The organism is Stenotrophomonas sp. 93052_Sma, assembly GCF_056481145.1.
Window position 1 is genome coordinate 2,373,174 of the sequence record NZ_CM151134.1, and the last position, 18,771, is coordinate 2,391,944.

7 protein-coding genes are annotated in these 18,771 nt (G+C 57.7%); 5 read left to right on the forward strand and 2 right to left on the reverse strand.

Going from position 1 to position 18,771, the window contains the following annotated elements:
- Positions 1-113: 113 nt before the first annotated feature.
- Entirely contained in the window at positions 114-971 is an 858-nt protein-coding gene (locus ACZK2V_RS11130; RefSeq protein ID WP_146027645.1) for a BrxR family helix-turn-helix transcriptional regulator, read from the reverse strand.
- A 118-nt stretch (positions 972-1,089) separates the two neighbouring features.
- On the opposite strand from ACZK2V_RS11130, the gene ACZK2V_RS11135 reads away from it, so the two are divergent.
- The 5 genes from ACZK2V_RS11135 to ACZK2V_RS11155 all read left to right on the forward strand — a co-directional run bounded on the left by ACZK2V_RS11135 (position 1,090) and on the right by ACZK2V_RS11155 (position 11,698).
- On the forward strand, positions 1,090-2,511 hold the full coding sequence (locus tag ACZK2V_RS11135) for a Wadjet anti-phage system protein JetA family protein (protein WP_049400904.1): 1,422 nt from the start codon (positions 1,090-1,092) through the stop codon (positions 2,509-2,511).
- A gap of 1 nt (position 2,512) precedes the next feature.
- Positions 2,513-3,169: a DUF4194 domain-containing protein gene (locus tag ACZK2V_RS11140; protein WP_017354467.1), complete on the forward strand. Its 657-nt coding sequence runs from the start codon at positions 2,513-2,515 to the stop codon at positions 3,167-3,169.
- A complete protein-coding gene (locus tag ACZK2V_RS11145; protein ID WP_158704768.1) occupies positions 3,156-6,575 on the forward strand; it encodes an SbcC/MukB-like Walker B domain-containing protein in 3,420 nt (1,139 codons plus the stop codon). The genes ACZK2V_RS11140 and ACZK2V_RS11145 overlap by 14 nt, the downstream gene beginning before the upstream one ends.
- Entirely contained in the window at positions 6,572-7,540 is a 969-nt protein-coding gene (locus ACZK2V_RS11150; RefSeq protein ID WP_478433961.1) for a hypothetical protein, read from the forward strand. Before ACZK2V_RS11145 ends, ACZK2V_RS11150 begins: the two co-directional genes overlap by 4 nt.
- Positions 7,541-7,873: 333 nt before the next feature.
- Positions 7,874-11,698 carry a hypothetical protein gene (locus ACZK2V_RS11155; protein ID WP_051008550.1) on the forward strand — a complete coding sequence of 1,275 codons (3,825 nt, stop codon included), beginning with the start codon at positions 7,874-7,876 and terminating at the stop codon, positions 11,696-11,698.
- An 804-nt stretch (positions 11,699-12,502) separates the two neighbouring features.
- Here ACZK2V_RS11155 and ACZK2V_RS11160 read toward each other — a convergent pair.
- Positions 12,503-18,709, reverse strand: a complete 6,207-nt coding sequence (locus tag ACZK2V_RS11160) for a DEAD/DEAH box helicase family protein (protein WP_197656301.1) — start codon at positions 18,707-18,709, stop codon at positions 12,503-12,505.
- Positions 18,710-18,771: the final 62 nt, after the last annotated feature.

The window sequence follows — 18,771 nt, forward strand, 5'->3', positions numbered from 1 at the left end:
TTTGAATGCCAATGGCGTCCATCTGATACGGTTCCTATGTAGGGTAGCTACCCAGGCAGGGGTAGCGCGGTATCCGTGCCGGGCCTCAAGTTTGGCTACGATCATGCCATCCGCTAATTCAGCTCGCCAAATAGCCACGGTTGGATCGCGGTTGGATCGTCGACGCAGAGGTGAAATTCGTTCGGCGGCTCCTTCTCTGCATCGGTGGCGCAGCGCAGTTCATGTAGTCGGTATTGGAGTAGTGCGGCACGGGTTCTTAACCTGTAGGCTGCCTTACCTCCGAAATACTCGATACGCACCATATCCTTCTGATCTGGTGTCAGATGCGGATGGGGGACGATCGACAGCTCTACCTGTGTCTGCCAGGCGGCGTCCTGGCTAGGCTCGGCCCGCTCTGGCCGAGGATCAGCCAGCTGTTTCAAGCCGCTCAGCCGATTTATAGACAGGTCCAGGAAGCGTCCGGCTTCCGCCTCGTCCTCGGCGATGACAAATGCGCGAACATGCCAGCGCCTGCCTGCCTGCACCAGCGCATGAGGGAACAGTCGTTTGGTGCGAGGTGCTGGGTTGCGCATGGACCGGTGCTCGCCAACGAGCCCCTTGCCCTCTCTGCAGGCACGATTAAGCAGTGCGAAGTGGCGTCGTTCAACGCCGCCGAGGATAAGCTGGGAGCTCTCGATAAAGCCTGTAGCTTCCTGGGGGCGCTCAAACGCAAGGTACTCTTCGATCAGCCCTTCGGTTAGGAGGGGTCTGAAGCCAGACATCGCCACGTATCCGCGCACATGGCTTCGGTACTCAAGGCCGCCTCCATTGAGTTCAGCATATTGGGTTAGCAATCGACTTACCGTGGTGATATGCAGATCAAACACTTGGCGTACTCGCTCATTGGTGACTTGCCCCTCCCAGAGGAGCAGCGTTTCGATGGCTCGAAGTGTTTCCGGACTTTTGTTTGGATTGGGGCGGGGGCGGGGCATGGGGCTGGGCCGGGGTCAGATGACACGCAGCTTAGCATTGATGCTAAGTTAGCGTTTATGATATGTTAGCGTTTATGCTAATGTGAAGTAGATAGCCCAACTTCTGTGGAGTTGCACAGTGTCCAGCTCTCTGTTTGAGGTACTGCCATCGCAACTCTTTCGCCCATTGGCCTCGGCAAATCGGGAGAACTACTGGCGGCTGCTCTTGGGTCTGTACGAAGAATTCTTCGGGCCAGAGGCTGAGGTTCCCCCGGCGACCGGCTGGGAACGGCGGCAGTTGACGCAGTTCATCGAGAACTACCTCGAACACGATGACGCTTGGCAGGCAGAAGAGGGGGTAGGCCAGCTCACTCCGCTCAACATTCGCGCCAACATGTACTTGAGCCATCTCACGGAGAATGGCTGGTTCGAAGAAGAGCAGGTGGGACTCACGCGCACTCTGTCCATGACTGCTGTGGTAAGCCGTTTCCTTGCCACCTTGCAGGTCTTCACAGAAGACACGCCGGCGATGGTGGGCGCGAAGATGCGTTCCATTGAAGACACATTACGTCGGGTGCTTGATCCTGCAAGCAATGTCTACGGTGACGACTTCGTAAACGCCGGCGACAGCGCCCATGCGCTTCTGTCCGGGATTGCCGCCATGAGTCTGAACGTGCGTACCCTGCAGCGCGAGATATTCAAGTCCGCGACCCCCGGGGCGGCTATCCGTCGGTTGTTTGAAGACTACATTTCCAAGCACGTCATGGCTGACTATGCGGACTTGGCTGGCGCCGATCACCCCCTCGCACGAAAGGCGCAGGTGTTGAGCCTAACTCAGGAAATCCATTACGGGGATCATCGGGAACGGATCATCGTGTGGTTGGCCGAGCGACGCTACAAAGGTGATAAAGGCACGGCTGAGGCTGTCTATGAGAAGGCGATCAGGCGATTGAGCAATGTCTATCGTCTGCAAGACTACTTCGATCGCTTGGGCCAGGATCAGCGCCATATCGAGCGTCGCATGCTGGCCATGATCGAGTACCAGCTTCGCGCGCCGGGCCAGCTCGAGAGACGGATCAAAAAGGCTATCGCCGGAGTCAATGCTGCGGAGAACTTCGACGCCTCCATGCCCGTTGGGCCCGGAGCATTGCTTTCCGGTGAACTCCTGTTTCAACCACGCATCGCCCGTCCGCCCATTCCCAGGACCGCGGATTCTCCGCGGCAGATGACAGCCGAGCAGGAGGCGCGGATGAACCTGCACAGGCGTGCGCGTGATGCGCGTACCGCCATGCCAACAGAGGTGAGGGTGTACTTGCAGGGTGTCATGGGAGGAGGTAGGCAGATCCGGGCGTCTCAGCTTCCCATCACCGGTATCAAGCAATTTCGAATGGTGCAGACGCTGTCCACCTACGCACAGGAAGCAATGACAGGCCTCGGAAAGAAGCACCATGAAGGAATTTCAAAGCGACTACCTGGATATCGCTTCCAAAGCGCCGGTGATGAACGAATTGCCGGGCCGTATTTGGACATGCCGGACTTCTACATCACCAAGGTGAAATGACATGGCACGCCACTGGGAAAAGGCGCTTAGCCGCGACACTATGTACGAAGAGCAGGACTACGAGCAGGCGGCCTATCGGCTAGTAACCCATCAGGTCTTGTCCGCCTCTGACCGGGCGACCCGGAAGGATTACGGCATTGTCAGCCGAAATATCAATGACTTTGAGCAGGCAGTTCGTCCCCTTGGCATCGAGCTGTTGCACGACACCAACTACCAGTACATCGTGGCGCGGCCCGTGCACGTACTGACCCAACAGCGAGCCAGCAAGGACGAAACCCTGCTGCTGTTGGTGCTCGCCGGCGTTCATCATCGCGTCCGTTTCGAGGGGCGCGAAGAGCCAAATGGCGAAACTTTCGTCGATTTGCCTGACTTGCAAGAGCACTACGAGAAGGAAACGGGCAGGGACTTTCCCTCGCCTGGGGACTTCCGCTCTTTGATGACCAAGTTCAAGCGCTGGGGGATTGCTGCCTTTGAGGACAAGGACGATGTACGGAATCAGCTCGCGAAGGTTCGCATCCATCCCGCGATCGGAGATCTGCTGCGGAAGGAATACTTGAGCCATCTGGAATCCTTCCGTAAGGAAGTGGCAGGTGAGGGGGATGCGGCTACTTTCGACGCAATGAATGAAGTCACGGAGGATGGCGATGTATCTGCTTGAGAAATTTCACTTGGTACAGTTTTTCCTATTCCGTGCCGAAACCCTGAGCTTTAGCCCTGCAACAGGCATTGTGGCGCCTAACGGATCTGGAAAATCTGCGATTCTGGATGCGATGCAGATCGTCTTGTACGGAGGGGATCAGAATCAAATCGATCTCAATGCGCAGTCAGGGGGGGTATCAGGCACTCGAGGGCGTTCAGTGCGCGAATACTGCCTCGGCTACTATCGCGGTGACGAGCATATTCGTGAGAATGCGACGTCCTATTTGACCATGGTGTTTCGCGACACTGAGGGCGAATTGCCGCCGGTTTCGGTTGGCCTGGCCCTGGGCGCGTCAGTGGGCGACCCAAAGCTGCACGTCTACGGGCGCTATGTGGTCCAAGGGGTTGCGCTCGCGTTAGATGATCATCTTGAAGCGAACGCCGAGGCGGAACTTTTGCCGTTGGCCTGGGGAACGTTCAATAAGCTGATGGAGGACGCAGTCAGTCGCGTGAATGGTAGGCTCGCAGTGCCTCCGTCGGCGGAGAAGCAGGTTGAAGCAATGTTGTTCGCCTTGCGCCCCAAAGGAGGGGGCAGCATCGACCCGAGAGCTTTTCGGCGAGCGATGAAGAATGCGCTTAATCTGCAGAAAGTTCCTGACACCAGCAGCTTTGTTCGAAATTACATTGTCGATGCCTATCCTATCGAGCTCAAGAACTTCCGCTCCCAGCTCGACAATCTGCGCTCGCTTCAAGCCAAGGTTCTGGAAACACTGGACAGGCTTGAGAACGTCAAAAGCTTGATCGCAGCCGGTCATAAGGCTACTCAGACTCGGATGCACGCAGCGACCTATAGGGCGCTGTTGGATGACTATGAGCGTGAACAACACATGGATGCTGTTGATGCGGCACAAACTACGCTGCATGAAGCGCGGGACAGGCATCAGGCAGCGCAGAATGCAGTCGACAGCGCCAAGGCGGAGCATGATCGACTCAACGGCGTGTACATCGAACTAGAGCTTCAATCAGCAGCAGATCCGGCGATCAGTGCCGCCCGTGACCTGGCCAGCGAACGAGAGAGATCACTTAGACCTATCAAAACCAACGTGGCCCAGGCCATTCGCGAGGTGGTGGCGGGCTTCGAGAAGGCCAACCGCGTGAAACCCGATCTCGGAGGCTGGCAGCATCTGGCGATGCCGTGGGTTGAGCTTCTTGATGCGGTTTCCAGTACATCCGTATCCGATGCGCTTGTGCTTGACGTTTCGCAGGCCTCGGCAGCATTGCGCGAGTCCAGCATGCGGGTTGCTCCGATCATCCAGTCGGCACGGCGTCAGCTAGACCATGACGAGCAGAGGCTGTCCAAGCTTGGAAATGAACTTAGGATCGCTAACGAGCAGATCAAACGCATCCAGGAAGGCAAAGCGGAACTCCCGCCGGCCGTCCAAGCAGTTGTGAACATACTTGGAGACAAAGGACTTCTGTGCACGCCCGTCTGCGATTTGGTTACAGTCACAGATGCCGACTGGGCACCCGTAATCGAGGGATTCCTTGGTCGTTCGCGCACTGCCCTGGTTGTCCGTAGCGGCAAGTTTGAGGATGCCTTGTCCGTTTTCAACAAGATTCCGTGGGATACAAAGCCGGATTCAGTACTGTTGGTGAACCCGGTGAAGTCGAAGGCGGATATGGGTGTGGTTCCGCCAATGGGTCTCGCGCACCTGATCGCGGGTGACAATCAAGTGGCGGTGGACTATATCCGTCTTCGACTCGGCCGGCTGGAGCGATTGGAGCGCGTCACCACGGATAGCCCAGAGGGCTTCACCCGTACTGGCGAGCAGGCTGGACGTGCTGATTTCGGCCGTCGACGCCCCTTGTCTGCAACGGAACTGGTGTTGGGACGCCAAGATGCGAGCCATCGCCTGGCGGTGCTTCGGCAGCAGCGCAGCACTTTGGGGCAGAACGCAGCCGAATGCGAGCAGGAGGCGAACCGGTCGCGCCAGTTGGTTGAAGCCCTTGAGAAGTTGGTGGGACTTGAAGGACGTATCCAGGACATTGAAAGATGGCTGAACTCGCACATTCAGGAGCAATCCGCGCTTGATGCAAAGGCGGCGATGCAAGAGATCGCAAGCGCACCTGATCTCCTTGCTCGTCAGCTGCTCATCACAGAGGCAAGGCGAGCTGCCCTGGCAGCACAGTCGAAGCTGGAAGAAAGCAGCAGAGACGTCGGAACTCATGGTGAGGCTTTCCGGCAAGCACAGAGACGGCTAGACGAGCTTGCGGATAGAACCAACGGAATCTGCTCAAAGGCGGCTCTCAGTCGCCGCAATGAATACGTGGGTGATGAGTGGTTCGAAACAAAACGCGATGAGTTTGATGGTTCCGGCCTATCGCTGCATACGATTGTGGCGAAGATTAGTGACGCTACGGTTAGAAGTGGCAATCAGCTGTCTTCCCAGGTGCAGGCCTTGGCAAGTGACATGTCTACATACGCAAACCAATTCGATCCGCAGATGGATATCGCGGTGGGCGACTTGGGTGCCATGTGCGAGACGATGGCTCAGGAGAAGCAACGGCTAGAGGAATCCGAGCTCCATCACTACCAAGTGCTTTCCGCGGAAGCTGCAGAAGCGGCAGAGCAAACGTTCAAGGTGCAGATCGCCGCCCGCCTGAGCGACCACTTCGCCAGCATGCGCAGCACGCTCAATGAGCTGAACAGTACGATGGAGCGCTTGCCGCCATTCTCGAACAACGAGAAGTATCACTTCGTCACCAATCTCAATAAAGATCATGAGTCGCTGTACAAATTCATACTGAAGGTGGCTGGTGCGGGACCGGAGGGGGATATCTTCTCTGGACAGGTGGATGCTCCTCCTGAGTTCAGGGCGATGCTTGAGGGAAAGGATGCAGAGGCCAACAGGCTTCTGGAGGACTATCGCAATTTCTTCAACTTCGAGATTGACGTTCGCAGCAATGGTGTGACGGTGACCGACTTCTCAAAGCGCATGGACAAGGGTTCCGGGGGCGAGCACCGCGCGCCTCTTTTCATCGTTGCTGCAGCGTCGATGGCGCGCGCATTGGGAAAGTTGCGCGGTGATCAAGGCGGCATGTCGCTGATAATTTTCGATGAGTTGGGTGACAAGATTGACTCAGTGAATACCCGTGCCGTCTTTGAGTACCTGAAGGCATTGGGCCTTCAGCCCATCGTCGCGGCACCGGACGATGCCTTGGGTAAGATCAACGAATCGGTGGATACCTACATCGAGATGTACCGTGACGACGATCTTATCTCCATCAAACACGTACGCATTGATGACGATGGTCATGTAATTCTGGATTCCGATAACTGGCGCAAGCATCCCGAGCTTTTCGAGGAGGAGCTCAAGCGTGTTGAAGCAAGTCGAATGCCCCATGGGGAAGGGGTCGTTGCATGACTATAGCCCGGGCCTTCCTTACGTCAATTTTCAATCGCTCCCAGAATGCAGTGAGTCGTGGCAAGGATGAGCGAATAGCTCTCAGGCTGACGGAGTCATCATGCCCAGAGTTCTTCAGCCTGCGCAGCATCGAGGATGCAAGAGCGTTTCGTTCCGAACTTGAACTGGCTGAGCGCTCTGGAGCCATCGAAATCAAGGCCAAGGTGATGGTGCAGCCGCCTCTAGATGTTGCGGGCGTTGCCGTACTGAACCTCGCAAAGCTGGCGAACTTCTTGGGCGCACGACTTCGTCGTGATTCCGTATCAGAGGCCCGTTCCATGCTGGACACTCACACCGGCCTTTTCCCCGTACTGACCGAGGTCATTGAGCGCTGGTCGCTGGGCCATAAGGTTCGCGGGCAAGAGGCTACCGATGCTTCTGTAGCGCAAATACTGGATGCAATCAGACTCATTTCAGCAAGGCGAGGTGTCGTCAGGGACGAACTGTTGCGCCGGGTTTCGGCCATGATGTTTGGTGACAGCAAGCGAGTGGAGGGCATCGTGAAATGGATCGATTTGCTTTGGTTCAACTCTATTGCACCATCTGGACTTGATAGTAGCGAGGTCTTCTCGGCCATAGGCCTGCACAAGGAACCATTGCCCGTACTGATCTCAGGTCCGCTTACGGTTGTTACGTCGACTACGGTGGTGGGAGTGGTTCATCCATATCTCGGCTTCGCTCCTGCCCACATCACTGGATTCGTGCCGAATCCAGCCGTGTTGAGTTGGCGTGTTCTCACCATAGAGAATCGACAGACATTCCATGAGTTTGCTGAAGCTGCATCTGATCAAGTCGGCCTCGTGCTGCTCTATACCGGTGGTATGCCGTCCCCATCCTGGAGACAGGTCTACATGCTGATCTTGAAATCACTTCCTTGCCAGACAACTCAGGCGTTTCATTTCGGCGACTTGGATGAGGGGGGATGAGAATTGGCGCCGTCATCGCAGGATCTGCCGCCGAGGCGGGGTTCACCCTGAAGCCGTGGTTGATGGATCCCAGGGAGCTCATTGGTCTCGGTTACGCTCTCAAGCCAACGGCTGAATCGGTGTCTAGCGCAATATCTCGAACTTGTCGATCCATCGGGTGGAATGACTTGGCCATTCATGTGGAAACGCATCCGGGGACGCTGGAGCAGGAGGTTCTCCTTCCACAGTTTCCAGGCTCCTAGAATTCTGGGCAGTCTGACCTAGGCGACAAATTGCTTTGCGCCGTCTTTAATGCCTTGATGCGCGTGCCCCGATCATTGCGGGAAGGGAATCATGAGATTTTTTGAACTTGATGCTGTAGATATCACAGCGCTCAGTGCTGGCGATCTGCGTGAATTGGTTGCCCGTCTTTGCGAAGCGGAGGTAATCCAGCAGGGGCGTCGGCCGAAGAGCGTTATGTGGGGAGGTGCGCAGGAGGCACCTGATGGCGGTTTGGATGTCCGTATTGAGGCTATGGACTTGCCGTCCAACGACGGCTTTGTTCCTCGTGGGATCTGCGGTTTCCAGGTCAAGAAGCATGCTATGGGTGCGGCGGCATGCAGGGACGAGATGTTGGAGGGTGGCACCCCAAAGCTCGTACTTGCAGATCTTGCCGATCGAAATGGTGCCTACATTATCGTTAGTGGCAAGGACGATTGTTCAGACAGCATGTTGGCGAGTCGAGTGCGGGCGATGGAGGCGGTCGCGGAGACCCTTCCTGGAAAAGCGTCTCTGCGCGTTGACTTTTATGGTCGAGATCGATTGGCGACTTGGCTACGGCGGCATCCAAGCGTTGCGCTGTGGGTTCGTGCGCGCCTCGGCCGCCCCTTGTCCGGCTGGAGGCCTTTCGGGAGGTGGGCAGCTACTCCCCCAGCCCAGAACGACGCATTCCTTGTTGATGACCACCCCTGCGTGATTGACGCGAACTCGAGCGCAAAGACTCCTATGCCTGTTTCTGAGGGTATACATCTAGCTCGAGAACGGTTGCGCCGCCGCGGTAGTGCGGTGCGCATCACCGGCCTCTCCGGAGTGGGGAAGACGCGATTCGCGCAGGCCCTGTTTGAGGCGAACGTTGGTGAGGAGGCCTTGTCACCAGCTAGCGCAATCTACGCCGACCTGGGTGAGAACTTGACACCGACGGCATCCGAGCTAGTTTCATACATCGTTGCTAACGATCATGCGGTTCAATTGGTGCTGGACAACTGCCCGCCAGACGTGCATCGGCAGTTGCAGAAGCAGGTCTCCGCAAGTAGCGCGATGCTCAGCCTTCTGACAATCGAGTACGACATCTCGGACGATCGTCCTGAGGAAACCGAAGTGATCCACCTCGAGCCGTGCAGCGAGGAGACGGTCTCGATGCTGATCCAGCGGCGGCACCCAGACATCGGGAAGTTGAACGCGGGCAAAATCGCCGAATTTTCCGGCGGCAATTCGCGCATCGCGATCGCGCTGGCCAGCCGGGTAGATGCAGATGAGACGTTGACAAACTTCTCCGACGAGGACCTTTTCCATAGGTTGTTCAGTCAACGAAAAGGAGCGTCCAATGAACTTCTGGAATGCGCTGAAGCGCTATCGCTCGTCTATTCCTTCAATGTCTCCTCGTCCGAGTTCAATGATGAGCTTGGCGTCCTAAGTGCCATCGTTGGCCTCGATCGTCGTGGTCTGCATCGGGCTCAGGCTGAGTTGATGCGTCGTCAGCTCGCGCAGAGTCGTGGTGAGTGGAGAGCAGTTCTTCCTCATGCACTTGCCAATCGTTTGGCGAAGCGTGCGCTGGAGAACATCCCTGTCGATGCAATCAATGCCGAGCTGCTAAAGCCAGAGAACCTCCGACTTTTCGTCTCATGTGCGCATCGACTGGGATACCTGCACGATTTCGAGCCTGCGGTTCGGATGGCAAATAGTTGGGTGAGCCCCGGCGGACCGCTGCATGATATTGGATCGTGTAACGAAGGCACGCTGTCTGCATTGCTATACATAGCGCCGGTATTCCCGGAGACCGTGCTGCAGCTGATCGAGAACGCCGCAACCAAGCCAGGCTTTGCCTCGCGCGAGAACCGAAACTTCAGGTTGTTCGTGCGCCTGCTGCACCAGCTAGCTTACGACGACGATAAGTTTGATCGTGCTGCGACGGTCATGCTGAAGTTCTCCGAGGGCGAGAAGTCAGGTGAGAACAGGGACAGCATAGTTGGACAGATGCGGCATCTGTTCTCGTTGCACCTGTCAGGTACGCTGGCGCGACCAGAACGGCGGTGTGCGTTTGTCAGCAAGCTACTCGAGTCGGGCACCGAGAGGCATCGCGAGATCGCAGCCGAGCTGTTCCATGCTGCGTTCGAAGCGACGCACTGGACGTCTTTCTCTGCGTTCGACTTCGGTGCACGTAGACGTGATGCTGGCTGGCAGCCGCGAACGCGTGCCGAAGAGCTCGAGTGGTATATCGGCTTCTTGAACTTGCTGCGACCGGTGCTGACATGTGATGACTTGACTCTTCGCGACTGGGCGCGCTCACTTCTGGCAGGTCATTTCCGGGAACTATGGACGTTTGCGGGCTGTTTTGATGATCTCGAGGAGATAGTCAGAAGTCATGCTTCGAAAGGGGAATGGCCGCAGATGTGGGTCTCGGTAAAGAAGACGCTTGGCTTCGATGGCGACTCAGCTCATCCTGATCTACTGGCTCGGCTGGAGTCACTTTCGCGCGTTGCGGCACCATCCGACCTCTATTCTGAGATCGAGGCCTATGTGCTGTCCAATACTTGGGATCACATCGAGAGTAGGGGGGGGCAAGTAGCCTTCAGTGACGAGATGATCAAAGAGAAGGTCATCTCTCTTGGTGAGATGGCCGCAGCAGAGCTAGGTTGCTTAGAGCGATTGGGTCCAGGGCTTTGGTCGGGCGAGTTCGATGCACTGCATCCTTTCGGCATTGGGCTGGCGCAAGGCAGCGTCGACCTAATTGCCACTTATGAGCGTCTTTTGAGCCTGGTGCAACTGCAGGCGCCTGCGAAGCTCAATCCACAGGTGCTTCAAGGCTATATCAGCGCTGCAAACGATATCGACCCCCGCTTGGCCATGGTGATGTTGGAGCGGGTGCTAGATCATCCCTTGTTGCGGACCTTCTTCATCTACCTGCTCAGCGCCATCAAGATTGGCCCATGGGGGTTCAATATGCTGATTGAGTTGGCTCGAGGGGAAGAGTTCGAAGCGTGGCGGTTTGGACAGCTTGCCTATGGCCGCATGCACGAGTCCCTTACCGACAGCGAGCTCGCGGAACTGTTCACCATATTGAACCAGCGCCATGATGGCTTCTACACCACGCTTAGTGTGCTAGAAATGCGATTCTTCGCGGGGAGGGGCGGAAACTACGTGCCGAGTGAAGATCTCCTTTCGACAGGGCGCGACGCCATTCGCGCTCTACTCGGGGGGAAGCGCGGACAGACTGAATTGAATCGCATCCGAGGGACCAAGCGGATCGCCCAGCAGTGCCTATCTGAGTCTGCTCCAGAACAGGAAGTCGAGGAGATCGTGAGGTTGCTTTGCGAAGGGTTGGATGATCTTAGAATTCGCAGCTCTGATTTCGAAGTCCTCATGACAACGCTATTCCGCAACTTCCCGGAGATTGTCCTTGGAGAGATCTTCACGGGCGACGATAGGGAGCGTCGTTTGATTGATCGCGTTTTCAAGTGTCGTTTCGGAGGTGCTTCGCCGTCACTCAATAGTATGCCGGTGGATCGGTTGATTACCTGGTGTCGAGGTGATCAAGATCGGATCGTGGGTGTTGCCGCAGCGACCTGCGCCTACTCAACTGTAGAGGCAACCGATATACCACTAGAACATCCCAAACGCGTTGTCCTCAGTGCGTCCATCAAAGGCTTGCTGGAAGCCGCAGTGGACAAGCAATGCATCGTCGATGTGATGTTTGCCGGAATCCAGCCCATGAGTTGGTCTAGCTCGTTGGCTGACATCATAGAAATTCGGGCCAAAGCTTTTGCTGAGCTGCTGGAGCATCCATTGGCCGAAGTTAGGAATCTTGTGGCGGAGAGGCTTGAACGGATCGAGCTCACAGTGCGAAGAGAGCGACAGAGGGAGGCGGAAGATCACAGTCGACGGGAACAGCGCTTTGAATGATGCGTATGGGTGAGATGGAGCCGGCTAGTCATCTTGGTGTTGCGCCCCGCATAGATACTCGGTCCTGTTGGCTCATTGTGAATTCGATGTACATAGATGAAAGGACCCTGTGCACACTGATTGGTTCTACGCGGGCACAATCAGCTGTGGCCGAACAGCAACAGGGCGGCAACTCAGGCGGGACTGTCACTCAAGCAGCTTGGGACCCAGTAAGTCCTTGGTAGCAGGTCGCCGAAGAACCGCCGGATGAACGCTGTTCTTCGGCGTATCCCTGTGGTGACAGACGGCGCTTTGCGTGGTCCAGCCGATATGGGGCCAGCTGGCATCGCCAGGTGAGCCGCTCCAGGTTGTGACGCCTAACATGGCCCAGTCGGATCTGCTGGGCCGTGGGCGTATGCAGGCCGGCTACCTCAACGGGCAGCGGGGCAGCGTGGGTGCAGGCTGCGCTCAAAGATCTAGGAGAGATCTGGACCAATGGTGTCACTTCGACTAGCGCCAAGATTCGACTCTGCCTCTTTTCCAGGCTCCGCGCGAATCCTGGGAGTGACCGGCTAGAAGATATTGAAGTCTCTCCCGATTTATCCGATGCGCCCAGGAAGGATGGGCTTTAGGTTCAGCCTTGGCTCCAACAGCGATGGACCGAAGCAGGCTCAAGGCCAAACATGGATTCGGGGTGTCTATCGTGGTAGGGCAATGGCTGCTTCCGACGCATAGCGGTCGTTCCAGTTCTTACGCCAGAAGGGCTGCGTCAGCGATAACAGCCTGTAGTTTAGCGTCTAGGATCGAAGCGGAGTATGGATGGCCTTAGACCGAGTATCCGCCCTTCGCCGTTCTTAGGAGAGTTTGCCCGCAATTACTCGGCTGCTCTATATGCCTGCTTGCGAACACATTAACGGCTAAGGACTCTTTCCCATAAGCGGCGGTGAGTTGTTCCAGGCCAGCCGGCGTCACAACGAGGTAGCAACCCTCGCCCCACAGAGAATCCGCATCGATTCCAACCGGGCCAGCGTCACGCCACCAGTGAAGCTCTGCGACCACCGTTCCGCTCGCATCGAAGAATACGCTCGGTGTCTCGTCATGAGCGCGCCAGCGAAGCCCCTCAACCCAGTTTGGGCATAATGCAAACGGATTGGCCGCTGTGTCAAAGCCCATGTCCACGGAGCAGACAACTCGCCTTACCAGCGTTGGTGCCAGATCATTGTCGAGTGGGACGTACTGGCCTAGCCAAACAGCGATGGGCAGCTTGGCGTAACAATCGTCGAACTCTTCACTATCAGTCTCTGCCCAAGGTGCTCTAAAGCGGTAGAAGCGGTGCTCTGACAGTCGTGCCTTGTGGATATGGAAGCGAGACACCTCGGCCACGACTTGGCCGTCGCAGTGCGCCAGGAAAGGGGCAACATCGCCGTCAACCTCGTCAATCCACTTCTGCTCTCGCTCGGACCAACCGGCACTTCGGTCAATCAGCGGCCTTCGAATCCACTCGGGACGAACTCGCGGGAGCATCAATGGCCGAGGCGGAAGCGGGTAGCCCAATCTCTCCAACAGCATCGGACTGTCCCGGCTCTCCAACTTGCCGGCCAGGCGCAGCTCCCCTGCGACGTGGCGAAGGGCAGCAATGGCGATGTAGGCGTGTGGCTTCATGTAAGTGATCTGCATATCAAGGACACGAAGCTGAGCCTCAAGCTCTTTGACACCAGAGGGCCCGAAGGCCTCAAGTCCACCCCAATCCTGGATGAACATCGCCGCGCGACGGCGAACTGTCATCTCCTCGATGTCTGCCGCCTTTGCAATGTGACGTGCCGTCGAGCGCAACATACGAGTCCAGCCAAGCGGCGATTCGACGCGCATTGCACCAGTTCTCTCGTCCGTGAATGCCTGGTCGCTCTCTGGCAGGTCACTGAATTCGAGGAGATAGAAGAGCGGCAGTGGCGTCGCGTCAAAAGAGACAGCCAGCCCCCACCGATGCGACAAGAGCGTGGCTGACTCGGCTACTGCAATGTCACGGTGACTGACCATTGCAGCTACGGCGCGGCCCAATACGGGCTCGAGGTTCGCGCTGTCGGCAGCGAGCAGCGTTCCGAGTGCCTGCAAGGGGGCGTCCAAGTCACCGTCCATAAGTCGCCGGATAAGGGATGTGAACAAAGATTGACCCTGTCCGACTTGCCTTGCCAAGCTCAGGGCGCAATTGCGCGCGTGCCGCTGAACCTCTGCAATGGGAAGTCGATAGGCAAAGTGCAGCAACTCCTCCAAAAGGTCCGTGTCGCTGAGTGGTAGCTCGCTCGACTGGAAGGGTCGCCCCAACTGGAACTCGCGAGTGCAGGTCATCTGCTCCTCAATCAGCGACCAGATAGCCGGCCAATCTGGCGTCAAGCTGATGACCGGCAGTATCGAATCCAGCTCTGTGAGCAGTGCCTGGGTATTCTCCTGGCCCGTTGTCACTGAATCGACTATGTTCTCGAAGGCCGCAGGGCATGTGGATGATCCGTGCAGAAGCTTCTTCGCCTTAAAGTAGAAGAACTTGCCGCCACCCATCCCTTGGCTCCAGGAACTCCAGGGGTCGTTGCTTGTCTCGTAGCCTTGCATAAGCTTCTTGGCGTAATCGACCTCATCGGCTGCAGCAAACCGCTTCACCATCAGGAAACGGCAGCGTGCGTTGTCCTGCAATACCTGCCAGCGCTCAAAGACCCTTCGCGCCAGATGAATCGGAGCTGTGTCTGCCAGCTCTTCGAAACGGTCCGGGGCGTTGTGGTTCAGCTCGTCGCTATCTGCTTCAAACGCGAGTTCAAGATCCGCGAGAGTAGCTTCCGAGGCGTACTTGTTAGACGTATACGAGTGTCGAGGCTCCGGCGCTTCTGGCGTCCACCGGGCGATGGCGGCTTCGAGCTCAGGCGACGAGAATCCATGCTTTCCGGAAGCCTTGTGAATGCGCTGGAGCAGCGTGATTCTCTCGTGCGCTCTGCTGGCTACCTCGACCGCCCCAAGCAGCATCAGAGCGAGCGGTTCAATCTGGTCAGGGCCGGCTGCGTCCGCGGAGGCGTCGATGAAGTCACCAACATGGGACGGATCCCGGTAGTGCGGTTCCATATAGAATGGCAGGCAGAGACCGCACCAGACGGTCGCGCATGCCAAGACGAGTTCAGGGTTTCGCCTGACCATCCCCGTCATGAGCAGGTCGACACGATTCGGCCAGCCGATTAGATGCCAATCCGCCAGTGTCTTTGACACCTCGAAGCCGAAGCGAGGTCCAACCTGCATCGCTTCCTTAATCAGTGCCATGGTAAGGCGACGCGCGGCCGACGACCCTTCCGTTTTGGTCATGCCACCGACCTGACGCATCAGGTCTGAGACCCGCTTGACACGGTTTTCCGGGTCAGCCGCGTTCGCGAGAGCTAGAGTGTTTCGCCAGATCGCGTACTGCGGGTCTTTCTTGGGAGCCAAGGCATAGCCAAGGCATTGCTCAGGAACCGTCGCCAGCAACTGATTCGCCCGCTCTAACTCCCCGACCGCAGCCAACCCGATGGCTAGATTCGCTAGCCCGTCGATCTGCTCGCTTGGTGTACTTTCTTTAAGCTCCGCCACGAGGGCATTAAGCCGATCCGCCGCCGCCGCACGATCACCGTCAACGCGATATGCATCGACAGCCAATCTGCGTCGCAGGTAAGCAGTTCCCTTCGACGCCGATGAAGCGATGGCTGAGTCAACCTCCCGAAGTACCGCGCGATACTCAGTCTCACCGCGCTCGGCGCCGAGCCTCAGCAGCGCTTGCACGAGCGTGGGGATCGCTTTCAAAGACTGCTGGATACGGTATGACTCGCTGCCGCCTTCTGATGCGAGACGTAGGACATACCCAAGGGACGTGCGGGCTATGCCTTGGATGCCGCCTGCCGATAAGGACCCGTTGACGCCGGCAGCGCGAGCTAGAAGCACACCTATCGTCGAAGCGTGCTGTTGGAGTGGATGAAGGAAGGTGTGCTTCGACGGTGTCACGCTTGGCAGTGGCCTCTTGAGCAGCGTGCAAAGCCTCGCGTGATGCATCACTGCGCCGACCAGATTGCCCAGCCCAGCCAGGTCCGTCTTGTCGTCGCACATGGAGATCATCGGTGCGACCAGCTTGTCGAACAGGGCCTCGGCTAGGTCACGACGGCCAGCTTCGAATGCGATCAGCGCCATCCGTTGACGGTAGCCGTTTGGTACCTCCCCGAACCGGGGAAGAGCGACGGCACTATCAAACAGCGCAAGCGCTTGCCCAACGTCGCCACGTCGACTGGCCGCAAGCCCTGCGTGAACCATCACCGACGGCTTATCTTCGTTGGCTACTCCGAGCTTGCTACATAGTTCTTGAGGATCGGAGCCAACCTTCTGACCTAGCATCGCCTTTGCGGCTTCCCTCCTAAGATGCAGCCGCAGCGCTACGGCAGATTGCGGATCCACCGTTTCCGGCTCCCTTAGACCCTCTGCGGCGAGATGATCAATCGCTATCTGGATCTGCTCGGTGTCTCGGAAGTGGACGGCGCGCATTGCCCATCTTTCGAATTCCTTGATGTTGTGCTGGTGCCCGTAGTTTCTGAACTTGGGCGTATGGAGCTGCGATAGTGGTTCGAGGCTTTCAAACAGCTCCTTCGCGCGGTCGAAGTCGCCTCGCGCTAGTAGGGCGTCGACGACCTCGTAGCCCTGGCTGGGGAAGTCCTGCACGAGGGAGACAGCTGCTTCAATGTTCCCCACCGCCAGCATAGCCAGCGGGAGTTGGTTGGCGTACTCAAGGGCTGATTTGCGCCGATCCACTTCGTCACGACACAGCAGCAGTCGTGTAAAGGCGGTCGCGTCGTGCGTTTCACGCACTGCCAGCAGGGCGAGGCGGATGTCGGCGTGAATCTCGGCGATAGAACGCCCGTCAGCCAGCTGCTGCCTGAAGCGAGCGGGCATCGCCAATGCCAGTACATCGGCACCGTCGCCGGCACGCGCGCGGTAGCGCAGCTCAAGCCAGTACTGTGCCGATTCAGGTGGCGCGCTCTTCGCCAACTGGGCAAGGTTGCGGTATACGCGCTGCGAGTATTCAGCGTCGACGCTCCCGAGGCGGGTTCGCGGTTGAGCGATGACGAACAGCCTAAAGCTGTTGTGGAAGACGCTCCATCCCCGGGATGAACTGCGGAGCAGGTGCTGCGCAATGACCAGGGCGCGTTCAATCGAGGACTCCTTGACCATCGTGGCCAGCAGTCGCAGGTCCATGGGTGCCTCAGCCCGAGCGATGAAGCCCAGCACATCCATGGCATCGACATCGTTTGCGATCTCGCGCCAAGCAGCTGAATATACAGTCTCAATATCGCCGTCGAACGGCATCCCGCCGCTAAGAAGGTGCTTGCGACCAGCTTCGTCAGCGTGCAGCAGTGCCTGAATCAAGTAGCGCGTTGCCAGCGGGTGGCCATGCGTGAGATTGCTGAGATCCAATCTTGGAATCTCGGCAGGCAAGCCTAGCGCATCCGCCATCCAGGTGAGTTCCTCGCGACCGAGAGGCCCCATGAGAACCTGTCGCTCGCTCTTCTCCGCTTGCGCTCTTACGGCGGGCTTCAGATTAGCGAGATCCAACCGTTGCGTGCCGAGCACGAACACGACCCCATTTGGGATTGCCGCGGGAAGAGGCAGCTCTCCCAGAAACGAATTGGTCGGCCGTTCTTCGCGTGGCACATGGTCTAGCCCGTCGACAACGATGATTGTACGGATCCCTTCGCGAGTGAAGCGCTCACCAGCCTGCCGTAGCAGGACGCCGAACTGTTCGCGGCGCTCAGATAGCGAGTCATCGCGAAGACGAAGCCCAACTAAACCGCTGTTCCGCAGCTGCGTACCTACGTCGGTCAGGAAGTTGTCGGCCTCCCCACGACCCACGCCTTGAGCCGCGCCCGGCACGTACGCTAAGTAACGAACGAGCCGGACACTTGCTTCAGTGGCCAGCGCAACCTGCAGGAGAGTGGATTTTCCGGAGCCAGGTGGTCCTATGAGTGAGACGTAGCCGTGATTGGAGGCATGAAGCGCTGCTAGTAGCTTGACCTCAGTGTCCCGATTGCGCTGGACATAGGCGCCGACCGGGAACCGATGGATGAGCAAAGTCTTGGCGGGATCGCGCCATCCAAGCTCATGAAGCAGCTCGTCACGCGTCCACCTGTCCTTGTCGCGTTCATCGGCGACTAGCTTGGGCAGCACGCTGGCAATCTCGCATGCCTGTCTCGCCTGCTCCGCATTCAGCTTGTGCGACTGGATGAAGTTCGCTGCAGCTCCGCACACCACGCGCAGGGCATGCATGAACTGTTCGAAGTCGTCATCATTTAAGCCGGCTTCGCGGCGCAGGTGGTCGATCAGTCGGCTCCATCCTCGCGCGGACCAATCCGACAGCGACCGATTTGGATGCTGTTGGAACTCCTCGAGAAATGCAGCGCTGTGCCGTAGCCTGCCGTCGCCTGGCTTGTCGGTAACCGATGGAAAGTCGTTGACGACCAAGTGAATCTCGACGCGACTTCCTGGGTTGTCCTTGGACAGGCACTGCCAAGCTTGAACTAGGGGCTTCAAGAGACCATTGGCACCAGTAAACAGCGTCTCAACAGTGAAAGTGCCTGGGAACTTGGACGTCTTGAACTGGTGACCGACCACCAATCCATCGAATCCTAGTACCAGGTCGTCCGCAATGCCCGCGTTGCGGTCAGCGACGCCAATCCAAAGCAGCTCGTCGCGCTCAAGCGCGGCATAGATGGCAGCGCCCGCGCGCTCGTACTGGCCGACGTATCCACGAAGCGCTCGGCGTTCGCCCTCCGCCGGTGCCGTTGCGGGAGCTGTAGCAGCGGATGGCTGCGAATTTTTGGGCGCTTTCGAGGCCATAAATATGGATTGGGTAGTGGGTGCGAACCTGAGAAAAGGGAGCCGCTCCAGCATAACCCGGGGGCGTCGAGCACCAGCGGGTATGCCGTCGCCGCATCGAGCGGCATTGTGAATCGAAGTATATCCGTCGTCGATCACATCGGTCACTCGCACGGACGCGAGAACGGCTGTTCAGCCCATGGCTGACATTTGTCCGTAGGAGCTGATCG